This is a genomic window from Amphritea sp. HPY (genome assembly GCF_050870985.1).
Classification (GTDB): Bacteria; Pseudomonadota; Gammaproteobacteria; order Pseudomonadales; family Balneatricaceae; genus Amphritea.
Genome location: NZ_CP194015.1, coordinates 3,525,384 through 3,539,437 on the forward strand (window position 1 = coordinate 3,525,384; position 14,054 = coordinate 3,539,437).

The following is a 14,054-nucleotide window of genomic DNA, read 5'->3' on the forward strand; positions in this document are numbered from 1 at the left end:
CAAAGCTTAAACCGGCATCCTTCTTAATTGCCGGTGCGTCATTATCTAACAAACCAAACACGATGTCTTGTGTGGAGAAAGCATGGAATTTGAAATCGTTACCGGTTCGGTCGAATCCCTGGAAACTGATTGTTTAATCGTCGGCGTAGCGCCGGAAGGTGAGCTGGCCCCATCTGCACAGCAGATCGACGCTGCAGCCAGCGGCTACCTGAAAGAGGTCATCGGCGACCTTCAGGGTAAAGCCGGCGAAGCCCTGCTGCTACACAAGGTACCAGGCATCAGTGCCACCCGGGTACTGTTGATGGGTCTGGGTAAAGCAGATGAGCGAAACGACCGCAATCAGCTGAAGATTATTAAAAGCGCCCTGAGCAACCTCAAAGCGATCCGCTGCAAAAGCGCCGTCATCGCTCTCGACGGTCTGGAAAGCAGCGACGACGACCTTTACCGCCAGCTACGCCACAACACCGAATGGGCCAGTGCCGAGCTGTACCAGTACGATGCGACCAAGAGTAAGAAAGCTGATCCATTAAGCCTGGAATCTATCGGTTTTCTGCTCAGCCAGGACAACGCCGAACTCGGCGAATTCTCTATCAGCGATGGTTCCGCTATCGCCAACGGTGTCGATACTGCCCGTGAACTGGGCAACCTGCCAGGCAATGTTTGCACACCAAACTATCTGGCCGAACAAGCGATCGCACTGGCTGAAGAGTGTGACGAGCTGACCACAACGATTCTCGAAGAAGACGAGATGGACAAGCTGGGCATGCACTCCCTGCTGTCTGTCGGTAAAGGCAGCTCCGAGCCATCCAAGCTGATCGTTATGGAATACCAAGGCGCCGCTGCCGATGTCAAACCTCACGTGTTAGTTGGCAAGGGCATCACCTTCGATACCGGCGGCATCAGCCTTAAGCCGGGCGGCAAGATGGACGAGATGAAGTTCGACATGTGCGGTGCAGCCAGCGTTATGGGCACTATGGAAGCACTGACCGAACTCGGCCTGGATCTGAACGTTGTCGCGATTATCGCGGCCGCAGAGAACATGCCAGCGGGCAACGCGTCCAAGCCGGGCGATATCGTCACTACGATGTCCGGGCAGACCGTTGAGATCCTCAACACCGACGCCGAAGGCCGTCTGGTACTGTGCGATGCGCTGACCTATGCCGAGCGTTTCGAGCCCGAAACCGTAGTTGATGTTGCGACCCTGACCGGCGCCTGCATCGTCGCCCTGGGCCATCACGCTACCGGCCTGCTGACCAACGACGACGATCTGGCCGCTGATCTGCTGGTGTCCAGCGAATTCGCCGCCGACAAAGCATGGCGTCTGCCATTGTGGGATGAATACCAGGAGCAACTGGACAGCAACTTCGCCGATATCGCCAACATCGGCGGACCTGCAGCGGGTACAGTAACCGCCGCTTGCTTCCTCTCCCGTTTCACCAAAAAGTACCGCTGGGCGCACCTGGATATCGCCGGTGTAGCATGGAACAGCAACGGTAAGGCCAAAGGCGCTACCGGTCGTTGTGTACCATTGCTTTGTCAGCACCTGATCTCTCAGGTTGACGAGTCGCCTGAAGAATAACGGTTCTAGCATGCCAGGGCGGCGTTAATAATTTGCTTATAATGCTCACCTACAAATGTAGGCTCCGCTTATGCGCAATTTTTTGCCTTGCCCTGGCGCACTATCCCTCGTGATTCAAGTGACTTTCATTAAAGATTTTTTTGTTAAGCTACTTAAAACAGGCTCAGGCTGAATTAAAGGTATATGTAACATGAGTCAGGCTGATTTCTATGTCTTACCCGATGCCGAACCGGACAGCCGTACTGCGTTCCTCTGCCGTCTGGCGGATAAGGTATTAGGTAAAGGGCTACAGGCTTATATCCAGGTCGCCAGCGAATCAGAAGCCGAGCGACTGGATCAGCTGCTGTGGGACTACCGCCCCGATGCGTTTATCCCCCACGGCAAACTCGACAGCAAGCCCGACTCCCCGGTACAGATCGGCTGGGGTGACCAGTTGCCCGAGCACCGGGACGTCTATATCAACCTCAACCTGGAAGCCAGCGAAGAGATCCTGAAATTCAGTCGTATCCTGGAAATCGTTATCCAGCAGCCGGACATCCTCGCCGCCACCCGGAAAAACTATGCCCTGTACAAAGCCAACGGGATCACGCCGAAGATGCATGACATGAGACCGGCGGCGAAGCCGCCGAGTAGCTAGACCGGAAGGTAAACCTTCCTTGCTAGAACGTCGAGCAAGCTCGACTGCTAGTGGCTAGAAAAAACATACCCGCTACGCGGGAACAAAAAACCGCCTGATGGCGGTTTTTATGTTTTTGACTTTGCTTTTCCTAACTACTTCACTAAGTAAACCCGTGGGAGGCGCGCCCTCGCGGCGATTCTTTTAGCTTTTGACTTTGTTTTTTTGATTTTTCTAGCCACTAGCAGGAAGATTTACCTTCCGTTCTAGCTAGCGGCAAAGCCGCGATCTAGCTGCTCTCTTGTTCTAGCTACTGATTTTTGTAGCGTCTCGTCTCATCGATTAAAATCTTAAGCCATTTAAGGTAAGGCGGGTCTTCTTTGCCGCGGCGGGCGATGTATTTAATTACCCAGTGGTAATGCACTTCCCTGAACTGAGCCAGCGCTTCGAGGATGCCGTCGAATAGTTCCGGCGGGGTCAGCGGCTTAGGATCAGGTATCTGTTCCACCTGTTCAATGTAGTAACGGTGTTCGGCGGGCATATAGTGACGCATCTCGAGCAGGTGCGTCAGCAGTCGGGTCGGTTGATGAGGTACCTTCAGGAATGCCAGCAGCGCAGGCATCACTGCACTCTGGGTGCCAGCCTCGCCACTGAAACTCATGGTCAAACCGGTACCTTCATAGACTACGCTATCAAAATGGCCGATATAGGGCCTAAAGTGGGAGAAAAACAATTGATCTGACATCTTTTCCGGGATTCGCTGCAATACCTTAGTCATCGCGACAATCGCCTCGCAGATCTGATCCATCGCATTCTGCAAACGCGCCTCACGCGAGGCATCAACACAGCCTAAAGCGCTATGCCATAATTCTATGGAATTTAGAATCCTGGCGGCTATCGCTTCGATCTCGACATGGACCAGAATAAACCAGCGCTCGTCATAGAGATGCACGAAGTTCTGCAACGTGTCGATATTCCCCAGCGCTATCGATCCACTTTTGTCATAGCGCCGCCAGTTATACAACGCATACCCGCTATAACTCAACATCGGCTCACAACCCAGCAATCCAGCCACCTTCACCAGCGGCTTAGCTATACTCTCCGGCAGACTATGACAGTGAGGCTGACCGACCTGATTGATGTATCCGGAAGCGATAAAACCCAGTCGCACAAAATACAAACGCGCCTGCGACAGCAACCCCGGCGATATATTGTCACAGGGCCAGACAGGAATAACCTGCTGTGACAAAAAGCGACGACAATCATCCTCGAGCAGCAGACTCGGCAACTCCTCCCCAAGACGATCCAACGCCTCGAAATCCTCGCCTAAAGTCAGTTTTTCGTCAGGGTCGCTGCAAGGAAGAAATCCTCTGGTTTTAAAACAGTTTTTCATAGGCCTACCTTTGGGCTGTAAAAACTGACGAGTGGCTAGATCGCGGCTTTGCCGCTAGCTAGAACGTCAAGCAAGCTCGACTGCTAGTGGCTGGAGTAGGACCGTGGCTAGATCGCGGCTTTGCCGCTAGCTAGAACGTCGAGCAAGCTCGACTGCTAGTGGCTAGAAAAAGCATTACCGCTGCGCGGGAACAATACCGCCTGAGGCGTTTTATATATCTCTGGCTTACGCCCTTTTCTTTTCGCTTTTCGCTTTTGATTTTTCTAGCCACTAGCAGGAAGGTTTACCTTCCGTTCTAGCGAGTCGCGAAGCGACGTTCTAGCCACTGCTCTACTCTAGCCACTGTTTTTCTCTAGCCACTGTTTTTCTCTAGCCACTGTTCTTTCCTATTCACTACTTTTCAATCAGAACCGCCAGCATTTTCTGTATCTCATCCAGCTCTTGTCGCCAGCGGATCGCTTTTTCGCTGTGGATATAACCGATGCGCTGACCGATGTAGACCTGGGTTTTAAGCTCTGCCAATGAACCTTTGGCGTAAAACAGAAACTGCCGTTTTTCTTTTACAGAGCCGCGTTCAAAGCCTTCGGCTATATTGCTGGGTATCGACAGACCACTGCGGGTAATCTGATCCCGAAAGCCAAAATCCCTACAGTGGGACAATGTCGTATACACCTCACAACTGAGACGACACGCCCGTTTCCACACATCCAGATCCTCATAACTCATAACAAAGTCCTTTTTGTTAGTTGCTGGGGTTAAGTTTAGTAAAGAAAACCCCAGGGGCTGAAACAGCCTGCCAGAAGAAGGCAAGTGGCTAGGCAAGGACAGTGGCTAGACCGGAAGGCAACCCTTCCTGGCTAGAACGTCGCTGCGCGACTTGCTAGTGGCTAGAATAAACTTAAAAGCCTTCTTAATAGGCTTATGCATGTGGACGAATTTAGTTAATTAGTAAAAAATATCTTCAATCTACAGTGGGAGGCGCGCCCTCGCGGCGATTCATTTTAGGTTTTGACTTTGTTTTTTGCTTTTGATTTTTCTAGCCACTAGCAGGAACCGGAGGTTCCGTTCTAGCAAGTCGCGCAGCGACGTTCTAGCCACTGCTTTTCTGCTTTTGATTTTTCTAGCCACTAGCTAGCTAAACTTGTTTAGCGGTCTAGCAAGCGGCACAGCCGCGTTCTAGCTACTATTTTTTACCTCTCGCCTCCAGCGCCTGCCGCAGGTATAATATCCGCCTATTTTTTTGCCCTAATTTCAGCTTCGAGAACGGTCGACAATGGATAAAACCTACCAGCCAAACGAGATCGAAAAATCCTGGTACAAAACCTGGGAAGACAACGGTTACTTCGCGCCATCCGGTGAAGGCGATGCTTACAGCATCATGATTCCACCGCCGAACGTCACCGGCAGCCTGCACATGGGCCATGCTTTCCAGCACACGATCATGGATGCCCTGACCCGCTACCAGCGGATGAAAGGCAAAAATACTCTATGGCAGGTTGGTACCGATCACGCCGGTATCGCGACCCAGATGGTCGTCGAGCGTAAGCTGGCAGCCGAAGAACAGAAAACCCGTCACGATCTGGGCCGCGACGCCTTCATCGAGAAGATCTGGGAATGGAAAGAAGAGTCCGGCGGCACCATCACTAATCAGATGCGCCGTCTGGGTAACTCCGTTGACTGGCCAACCGAACGCTTCACCATGGACTCCGGTTTCTACAACGCGGTTCAGGAAGCCTTTATCAGCATGTACGACGATGGCCTGATCTATCGCGGCAAGCGCCTGGTGAACTGGGATCCTAAACTGCACACCGCAATCTCCGACCTGGAAGTAGAGAACCGCGAAGTACAGGGCAAGATGTGGTACCTGCGCTACCCACTGGCCGATGGCGTTAAAACCGCTGCCGGTGACGACTTCCTGGTAGTCGGTACGACTCGTCCGGAAACTATGCTGGGTGATACCGGCGTGGCGGTTAACGCCGAAGACGACCGCTACAAAGACCTGATCGGCAAATTTATAACCCTGCCGTTAGTTGGTCGTCGTATCCCTATCGTGGCTGACGAACATGCCGATATGGAGAAAGGTACCGGTTGCGTGAAGATCACCCCGGCGCACGACTTCAACGATAACGAAGTGGGCAAGCGTTGCCAGCTGCCGATGATCAACATCCTCACCCTCAACGGTGATATCCGCGAACAGGCGCAGACCTTCAACACCGACGGCAGCGAAAACCACGAGCTGGATAAGACCCTGCCGGAGAAATACCGCGGCATGGAACGTTTCGCTGCGCGTAAGGCGATCGTTGCCGACATGGAAGAGGCCGGTCTGCTGGTTAAGATCGAAGAAAACGCCATGACCATCCCGTACGGCGACCGTGGCGGCGTGGTTATCGAGCCGATGCTGACCGATCAGTGGTTTGCCGATGCCAAGACCCTGGCCAAGCCGGCTATCGAAGCGGTTGAGAACGGTGACATTCAGTTCGTACCTAAGCAGTACGAAAACATGTACTTCGCCTGGATGCGCGACATTCAGGACTGGTGTATCTCCCGTCAACTGTGGTGGGGCCACCGCATCCCGGCATTCTACGACAACGACGGCAACGTCTATGTTGCTAAAGATGCCGACACCGCCCGTGAAAAATACGGTCTGGACCTGGAAACCGAGCTGCGTCAGGACGATGACGTACTGGATACCTGGTTCAGCTCCGGCCTGTGGACCTTCGGTACCCTGGGCTGGCCTGAAAACACCCAGCGCCTGCAGACATTCCACCCGACCGACGTGCTGGTAACCGGTTTCGATATCATCTTCTTCTGGGTTGCCCGGATGATGATGATGACCATGCACCTGATCAAAGATGACGCCGGCAAGCCGCAGATTCCGTTCAAGACCGTTTATGTGACCGGCCTGATCCGTGATGAGAACGGCGACAAGATGTCCAAGTCCAAGGGTAACGTACTCGACCCGCTGGATATGATCGACGGTATCGACCTGCCGACACTGCTGGACAAACGTACCGGCAACATGATGCAGCCGCAACTGGCACAGAAGATTGGCAAGCGTACCGAGAAGCAATTCCCTGAAGGTATTGCTGCCCACGGTACAGACGCCCTGCGCTTCACCCTGGCAGCACTGGCCTCAACCGGCCGTGACATCAACTGGGACATCAAGCGCCTGGAAGGTTACCGTAACTTCTGTAACAAGATCTGGAACGCCGCCCGTTACGTACAGATGAACGCCGAAGGCGAAGACTGTGGGCAAAACGGTGGAGATCTGGAACTGTCTCTGGCAGATCGCTGGATCGCCAGCCAGTTGCAGCGCGTCGAAGCCGACGTGACAAAGCACCTGGATGAATACCGTTTCGACCTGGCAGCCAAGACCCTGTATGACTTCATCTGGAACGAATACTGTGGCTGGTATCTGGAGCTGTCCAAGCCGGTACTCTGGGACGACAACGCATCCGACGCTGCCAAACGCGGCACCCGTCACACACTGGTTCGCGCGCTGGAAGTTATCCTGCGTCTGACCCACCCGATCATGCCGTACATCACCGAAGAGATCTGGCAGTCCATTAAAGACCTGGCCGGTGTCGAAGGCGATACCATCATGCTGCAGGGCTACCCTGTTGCTGATGAATCCAGGATCGATGCAGCAGCAGAAGCCGATATCGAATGGCTTAAAGGCGTGATCACCGGAGTACGTAACATCCGTGGTGAGATGGGTATCTCCCCGGCGAAAGAGCTGGATATCCTGATCCAGAACGGCAGCGCTGACGATAAAGCCCGTCTGGAAGCTAACCAGGCATTCCTGGCTAAGCTGGCATCCCTGGCTACCGTTACCTGGTTGAACGAAGGCGACGAAGCACCGATGTCTGCGGTACAACTGGTAGGCGAGATGCAGGTACTGGTACCGATGGCCGGCCTGATCGACAAAGACGCCGAACTGGCCCGTCTCAAGAAAGAGATGGACAAGCTGGAGAAAGAGTCCGGTCGTCTGGCGGGTAAGCTGGGCAATGACAAATTTGTTGCAAATGCGCCTGAGGCTGTCGTCGCCAAAGAACGAGAAAAATTGGCTGAGTTTAAAGTTGCTCTGGAGCAGCTGAAAGAGCAGTCGGCTAAGATAGAAGCGCTGTAACGTTCTTTGACGAGACAGTAGCTAGAACGCGGCTTCGCCGCTCGCTAGACCGCCGAACAAGTTCGGCTAGCTAGTGGCTAGAAAAAGCAAAAAGCAAAAAACAAAAAGCCCGGCAGTGATGCCGGGCTTTTTTGTATTCGTGAACTGCGATGGTTTATAACAGCATTGTAGGAGGCGCGCCCTCGCGGCGATGATTTAACAGTAGCAGAACGCCGCCCAGCCTGAGTTTGAAAGGATAACTAGACCCACCGAAAAGATGTGTAGTCCTGAGATATGTTTCATCTGACCCCAGTTATTTTTTTCCACTTATTTCGTCTAGCCACTAGCAGGTGCGCTTGCGCGCCGTTCTAGCCACTCTCGCAAAGCGAGCAGCTTGGGCCTTTCACTTTTTCTAGCAAGCGGCTCCGCCGCGTCTAGCCACCAGCAAGTCACGCAGTGACGTTCTAGCCACTGCCTTTATAGCCACTAGCAGGAAGCTTCGCTTCCGTTCTAGCTACTCGGATCTATTCGTCCGTCTTTTCCGGTACAAACATAAATATTGTAAATGTAATTAAGCTGATAGCACCCACTATATAGCCCATACGCAGCAGGCTTATCCCCTCCATTTCATTCGCTTGAAAGAATAAAAACGTAGCCAGACACAGTGCTACAGTTGCTGAAAATATTTTCATACATAACCCCATTTAATTTGCGCTAATAAGGAAGAAGTTAAACTCCCCATCAGTGGCGGCTTGCACCATTAACTTTATGACGGCGCTTATGATTGTAAAACCAGAGCCACTGCGAGTCACGAAGTGACGTTCAAGCTACTCTCGCAAAGCGAGCAAACCAGCCTCTATGACAGAGATAATACTTGCTACCTAAAATAGTACTTGGGCCTTTCGCTTTTTCTAGCAAGTATCGCTCGCGATACGTCTAGCCACTAGCAGGTGCGCTTGCGCGCCGTTCTGGCTACTGTTATGCGTTACCAATCTGGTTGCAGTTACGGTTAACCTTAACTACACTTGTTACCAGATTGGTTACAGTGATTCGTAATGGCAATCATAAGTTTCAGGCATAAGGGACTGGAAGGTTTCTTCTATGAAGGAACAACCAGGGGCATACACAGCAAGCATAGTGCTAAGCTGGCCAGCCGTCTGGATAGGCTGGATGCTGCAATCAGCCCAGAGGATATGAACCTGCCCGGCTATCGGTTACACAAACTGGAACCTAAAAAATATAACCGTTGGGCGATTAATGTTTCAGGTGCGTGGCGGCTGACATTCGAATTCGATGGCACAAACGCCACAGTCGTAGATTATGAACAATATCACTAAGGACATTCTTGAGGAGAACAGGTATGAGTAGAGTACGCAATCGCAAACCCACCCATCCAGGACAAACACTCCTGACTGATGTTCTGCAACCGCTTCATATAAGCATCAGCGAAGCCGCCACCAAACTGGGGGTTTCCCGAAAACATCTTTCACTGTTCATCAACGGTCATATCTCCTGTTCCAGAGATATGGCAACCCGGCTGGGCAAAGCCACTGACACCAGCATGGAAAGCTGGCTGAATATGCAAACCGCTGTCGATGTCTGGGAGGCAGAGCATGAAGGGATTGAAGCGGAGAAGTATGCAGGGATTGAGCGGTTAACAGCGTAGTTATTCATCACAGCTGAAGTCCTGGATATGGGATGATAAAATTTATCTGATCCCATTTATGATTTGCGAACCGTTCTGGCTACTCTCGCTCCGCTAGCCAATCGGCACGAAGGCGTGCCTCCCACATAACGATCAGAAAATCACTGCGGTAAGCCCTGCTTTTTCTAGCAAGCGGCTTCGCCGCGTCTAGCCACTAGCAAGTCGCGAAGCGATGTTCTAGCGACTCCCGCTCCGCTATCCAATCGGCACGAGGGCGTGCCTCCCACATAACGATCAGAAAATCACTTCGGCAGACCCGTTGACCTGTCTATAAGTGGAGGGTTGATAATCGCATCTCGATTGATACAAGAGGTGGGCAATGCTAATTCAGCTGTTAACTAAACGATCTTTATTCCTCGTCTGGAATATCTGGTTGCCCGTGCGTTTCCAGCGCCGGTGAGGGGAATCTTGCTAGCGCTGGTATCCACCGCTCTATTTGTACTGGTGGGTGTACTGGTTCGAATACTGAGTGAAAGGATTGATGTATTCCAGATTCTGCTGTTCCGCCAGCTGGTGTTTGTTGCACTGCTGATCCCCGCTATCGCAGTTTCTATCGATACTTTGTTAAAGCCCCGAATGATTCATTTGCATCTGCTGCGCATCGCCGGTGCGTTTGCAGCACTCTATCTGGGCTTTATCACCGTCAGCAATATTCCGCTGGCCGATGCAACGGCACTGGGCTTCACACAGGTTTTGTTTGTCGCCATTATCTCCAGGATCTTCCTTTCTGAAGCGGTGGGCATTGCCAGACTGGTTACTGTATTGGTTGGTTTCTGCGGAGTGATACTGGTTGTTCAGCCTGTATTTGAAGATACATCCATTATCTATACCCTGGCAGGGCTGGGCGGTGCACTGGGGGCTGCCGCTGCTGTCGTATGTGTCAGGCGAATGGCGCAAACTGAGTCGAGGGTGGTCCTGCTTACGTATCAGGCCGTGTTCGTCGGGCTGATTACGTTGCTACCGGGTCTTATTGCCTGGCAATGGCCAACCTTATATGAGCTGGTTTTGCTTATCTTTGTCGGTGTGAGCTCTTCCGTCGCCCAATGGATCGGAGTGACCGCTTACAAGTTAGGAGAAGCGAATGTGATCGCCAATATCGAGTATGCAAAGATCATCTACTCACTGTCATTTGGTTACTGGCTGTTCGCAGAAGTGCCTGATAGCCTTGCAGTGGCTGGCGTACTGATTATCATCGCGAGTGCGTTTTTGCCTTTGGTTTCAAGATATTGGCCTAAGCGCTGTAAAAGCAGTTGCTAGAACGTCGCTCTGGCCAATCTAGCCAATCAGCACGGAGACGTGCCTCCCACATCACGATCAGAAAATTACTGCGGTAAGCCCTGCTTTTTCTAACAAGCGGCTCCGCCGCGTCTAGCCACTAGCGAGTCACGAAGTGACGTTCTAGCTACTGCTTTTAAATTTGAATATTTCAGCCAGTCGTAACAGAATAGCCGCCCTTGCGCGGTTAATTCAGATATTAAGGATTTGAGCATAATTGTTCTGCCGCTATGCTCGGTCATTTCCTGTACCAGAGGATGTCAGATGCCATCATTTCGTTTTGAGTCTCAGCGGGCAACGCCGACAGCGCTGGTTATTATGTTCCACGGCGTTGGCTCAAGCCCTAAATCATTACAGCCTCTGGCAACCTATCTGTATCAGCAGTGCGATGATCTTGCCATCAGTATCCCGACGGGGTTTTCAAAATCGCCGCTCAACCCTAAAGGCTTTCACTGGTTTGGTATTGCGGATATCAGTGAAGAGAACCGCCAGGCCCGTATTGATGCGGTGATGCCCGCTTTTGATCAGTTGATCCGCCGGGAGGCGGAAAGCTTTGGCGTCCCTCTGGATAAGGTAGTACTGCTGGGCTTTTCTCAGGGCACAATCATGTCGCTGGAGTGGTTCAAGCAAAGCCGGGATCGCGTCGCAGGCATCATTGCTATCGCAGGCCGCTTCGCTGAACTGCCTGAGCAGCAACCGCTTTGTGATATACCGGTCTGCCTGATTCATGGCGAGCAGGATGAGGTGAGCGATCCCGTCCATGCGCAACAGAGCTACAACGCCCTGTTAAAGATGGGGGTAAGCGCTGAACTTAACCTGATAGCCGACGCACCACACCGGCTGACCCCGGATATGGAATCTCTGATGTACGATTTTATCCAACGCGTTGCTATAAATTGAGACATTGAATCGCCTTCTCTCAGGCTGCCCTGCTCTGGCACTGTGACAGAGATCAGTTCCTCTGCCCAAAATGAGAGTTGAGCCGCAACTATCAGGTGGGAGCGACACTGGCATGCCCCATCGGGTCTCTCGTCGCGAGATTCTCGGCACGGGGCGTGCCTCCCACAATGTAGATTCAGACATTTGTAACCACTACGGCTTTTTCTAGCAAGTCACGAAGTGACGTTCTAGCCACTGTTTTATCCTAGCCACTGTTTTATCCTAGCCACTCGCGTGCCGCGAGCCTATACTGATTAAATTGATCAATTTAATTATTTGGTACATTTATGGAAGTTCTAAATGCCAGTGACGCCAAGCGTGAGTTTGGTGAACTGCTTCTGAAAGCTCAGAGCGCACCTGTTGGTATCAATAAGAATGGTAAACCGGTCGCGGTGATGGTTTCTGCAAAAGAATACGAGCAGCTACAAGCGTTACAGGAAGCGGCGCTGAAAGTTGAGATTGATGCCGGGCTGGAAGACATTAAGCAAGGTAATATCAGCGATGGTCATAATGTAATTAACAGACTTCGCCAACGTCTGTAGGGGCTGGTTATGAAATACAGCTTTACGGACAAAGCTGAAAAAGACCTTGAAGGGATTATTGATTTTACTCGTGATCACTGGGGCAAGCTGCAAGCGTCTGAATACATAGACGGCCTGGTAGATACGGCCAGGAATATCGCCCAATACCCCGCTATAGGCAAACAGCGCCTGAGGTTATCCCCCGATGTTTATAGCTTTCCTTATAGAAAACATATTCTCTACTACATCCACGCCACAGACAGAATAATCATTATTCGGGTGCTCCATGCCTCCATGGATCCCCACATTCATATTAAATAGAATCATCAGCAAGTCCCGCTGGCTTTTTCTAGCAAGCAGCTCCGCTGCATCTAGCCACTAGCAGGAAGCTTCGCTTCCGTTCTAGCCACTCTACGCGAAGCGGAGCTAATCAACCGATAAGAATTACTCAATCGTACTGTAGCCCCCAAACCAGTAGTGTATCGCCTTTAAGCTAAGCCACAGAGAGCGTGACAGTGTCGAACGATATCAACCTGATTACACAACAGATCGAAACAAAAATGGACGCGATAGAGGGCCAGATTTTCAGCGGCGAGATGTTCGCCCAGTGGCGCGGTTCGTTTGAAGTGAAGAAGGTGTATATCAAGAAAGAAAACGCGGATATCAAATGCGATCTTGATGTCCGTTTAAAGCACTGGCCTGAAGGTGTTGTGGTTAAGGTCTACAAGCACAAGGCACTGGCCGTACTGCCCAGCGTCAACGATGATAAAGTTGCCAGAGAGCAGCTGAAACAAGAGCCTGTACCAAGCAAATTCTGGAAAGATACCTTCTACTTCTCCCACCGCACCGATCTGGACGATGCCCGTTATGTACTGCGCGAAGGAAACGATATGACCGATGCCGATGCTGATACCTGTCTTACGATGCTGAAAGGTTTTATTGACGATATTGAAGCAATTCTTACGAAGTAAGAATCACCAGGAATATAACCCAGAGTTATCGCTTTGGGTTTTCGTTTTTGCTTTTTCTAGCAAATATCGCTCGCGATACGTCTAACCACTAGCAGGAAGCTTCGCTTCCGTTCTAGCGACTGCTTTTATTAAGCAATTCAATCATTTTGCGGGGGTTATCCTGAATCAGGGTGAGCAGTTTCTTGGTGACACCGGAGGGATTACGGCGGCGGTTTTCCCAGCTCTTCACGGTTTCGTAGCTTGCACCTATAATCTCTGCAAATTCATTCCGGTTTTTACCAGACGCTTCACGAATCGCTTTAACATCCAGAGTCTGATATTGATGAACAGTCCTGGGCTTCTGTTCACCGTTCTCGATAGCAACCATCTCTTCGGCGCTACTCATCAGATCTGTGAACAACTCATCTTTCATGATTTACTCCTGCTGATTTAAGTCTTCCGGCAATCCGTTTAAGCATCCCTTACTGCTTAGCGGTCAGATTATCCGCTTCATTTTTTGCATAGATCAGTGCCAGATAGAGACGGTCCTGCGAGGGCACCAGGCTATAATATATGACCCTGACGCCTCCACTCTTCCCTACACCGGGACGCGACCAGCGAAGCTTCCTGAAGCCACCGGTTCCCTGCATAACAGGACCCAATTCAGGATTAACAATCAACGCTTCCTGAAGTAGCCGGTATTCTTCATCCTGTAGAAAACCTTGCCGACGCTTGCTAAATCCGTTTAGCTCAATAAATGTAAACATCGCACTTCCATGTACTTTGTACCCAAATAACTATAGTTCAGATTGTGTACTATGTACACAACCAGAGATACTCTCTCTAAATGGCAATTGGATTCTGAGTAAAATAATTCAAAACTAAAAAGCCCAGCACCACAGTCAGGCTTTTTGCTTTTTCTAGCCACTAGCTAGCTGAACTTGTTCAGCGGTCTGGCAAGTCACGAA

15 protein-coding genes are annotated in these 14,054 nt (G+C 51.3%); 10 read left to right on the forward strand and 5 right to left on the reverse strand.

Features of this window, described 5'->3' with window-relative positions:
• Window positions 1-82 precede the first annotated feature (82 nt).
• Window positions 83-1,579, forward strand: a complete 1,497-nt coding sequence (locus ACQUQM_RS15755) for a leucyl aminopeptidase (RefSeq protein ID WP_432470833.1) — start codon at window positions 83-85, stop codon at window positions 1,577-1,579.
• A gap of 190 nt (window positions 1,580-1,769) precedes the next feature.
• Window positions 1,770-2,216, forward strand: a complete 447-nt coding sequence (locus ACQUQM_RS15760; RefSeq protein WP_432470834.1) for a DNA polymerase III subunit chi — start codon at window positions 1,770-1,772, stop codon at window positions 2,214-2,216.
• Window positions 2,217-2,505: 289 nt separating this feature from the next.
• Here the strand turns inward: ACQUQM_RS15760 and ACQUQM_RS15765 are convergent, their stop codons facing one another.
• Window positions 2,506-3,588, reverse strand: a complete 1,083-nt coding sequence (locus tag ACQUQM_RS15765; RefSeq protein ID WP_432470835.1) for a hypothetical protein — start codon at window positions 3,586-3,588, stop codon at window positions 2,506-2,508.
• Between the two features lie 393 nt (window positions 3,589-3,981).
• The gene (locus ACQUQM_RS15770; protein WP_432470836.1) at window positions 3,982-4,314 is read right to left on the reverse strand and encodes a four helix bundle protein; all 333 of its coding nucleotides are present in this window, start codon (window positions 4,312-4,314) and stop codon (window positions 3,982-3,984) included.
• Window positions 4,315-4,861: 547 nt separating this feature from the next.
• Between ACQUQM_RS15770 and ACQUQM_RS15775 the strand changes: the two genes are divergently transcribed.
• Complete coding sequence (locus tag ACQUQM_RS15775) at window positions 4,862-7,717, forward strand: valine--tRNA ligase (RefSeq protein ID WP_432470837.1); 2,856 nt, start codon at window positions 4,862-4,864, stop codon at window positions 7,715-7,717.
• 503 nt (window positions 7,718-8,220) lie between these two features.
• On the opposite strand, the gene ACQUQM_RS15780 is transcribed toward ACQUQM_RS15775, so the two are convergent.
• A complete protein-coding gene (locus ACQUQM_RS15780; RefSeq protein ID WP_432470838.1) occupies window positions 8,221-8,388 on the reverse strand; it encodes a hypothetical protein in 168 nt (55 codons plus the stop codon).
• A gap of 363 nt (window positions 8,389-8,751) precedes the next feature.
• Between ACQUQM_RS15780 and ACQUQM_RS15785 the strand changes: the two genes are divergently transcribed.
• The 7 genes from ACQUQM_RS15785 to ACQUQM_RS15815 all read left to right on the forward strand — a co-directional run bounded on the left by ACQUQM_RS15785 (window position 8,752) and on the right by ACQUQM_RS15815 (window position 13,107).
• Window positions 8,752-9,033: a type II toxin-antitoxin system RelE/ParE family toxin gene (locus ACQUQM_RS15785; protein ID WP_432470839.1), complete on the forward strand. Its 282-nt coding sequence runs from the start codon at window positions 8,752-8,754 to the stop codon at window positions 9,031-9,033.
• 23 nt (window positions 9,034-9,056) lie between these two features.
• Window positions 9,057-9,362 (forward strand): HigA family addiction module antitoxin, encoded by a 306-nt coding sequence (locus tag ACQUQM_RS15790; RefSeq protein ID WP_432470840.1) that lies wholly within the window; start codon window positions 9,057-9,059, stop codon window positions 9,360-9,362.
• Window positions 9,363-9,809: 447 nt separating this feature from the next.
• The gene (locus ACQUQM_RS15795) at window positions 9,810-10,658 is read left to right on the forward strand and encodes a DMT family transporter (protein ID WP_432470841.1); all 849 of its coding nucleotides are present in this window, start codon (window positions 9,810-9,812) and stop codon (window positions 10,656-10,658) included.
• Between the two features lie 282 nt (window positions 10,659-10,940).
• Window positions 10,941-11,576 carry a dienelactone hydrolase family protein gene (locus tag ACQUQM_RS15800; protein ID WP_432470842.1) on the forward strand — a complete coding sequence of 212 codons (636 nt, stop codon included), beginning with the start codon at window positions 10,941-10,943 and terminating at the stop codon, window positions 11,574-11,576.
• A gap of 326 nt (window positions 11,577-11,902) precedes the next feature.
• Window positions 11,903-12,157 (forward strand): type II toxin-antitoxin system Phd/YefM family antitoxin, encoded by a 255-nt coding sequence (locus tag ACQUQM_RS15805; protein ID WP_432470843.1) that lies wholly within the window; start codon window positions 11,903-11,905, stop codon window positions 12,155-12,157.
• A 9-nt stretch (window positions 12,158-12,166) separates the two neighbouring features.
• Window positions 12,167-12,457, forward strand: a complete 291-nt coding sequence (locus ACQUQM_RS15810; protein WP_432470844.1) for a type II toxin-antitoxin system RelE/ParE family toxin — start codon at window positions 12,167-12,169, stop codon at window positions 12,455-12,457.
• A gap of 194 nt (window positions 12,458-12,651) precedes the next feature.
• Window positions 12,652-13,107 carry a hypothetical protein gene (locus tag ACQUQM_RS15815; RefSeq protein ID WP_432470845.1) on the forward strand — a complete coding sequence of 152 codons (456 nt, stop codon included), beginning with the start codon at window positions 12,652-12,654 and terminating at the stop codon, window positions 13,105-13,107.
• Window positions 13,108-13,219: 112 nt separating this feature from the next.
• Here the strand turns inward: ACQUQM_RS15815 and nadS are convergent, their stop codons facing one another.
• The gene (gene nadS / locus ACQUQM_RS15820) at window positions 13,220-13,519 is read right to left on the reverse strand and encodes a NadS family protein (RefSeq protein ID WP_432470846.1); all 300 of its coding nucleotides are present in this window, start codon (window positions 13,517-13,519) and stop codon (window positions 13,220-13,222) included.
• 49 nt (window positions 13,520-13,568) lie between these two features.
• On the reverse strand, window positions 13,569-13,853 hold the full coding sequence (locus ACQUQM_RS15825) for a type II toxin-antitoxin system RelE/ParE family toxin (RefSeq protein ID WP_432470847.1): 285 nt from the start codon (window positions 13,851-13,853) through the stop codon (window positions 13,569-13,571).
• Window positions 13,854-14,054 lie beyond the last annotated feature (201 nt).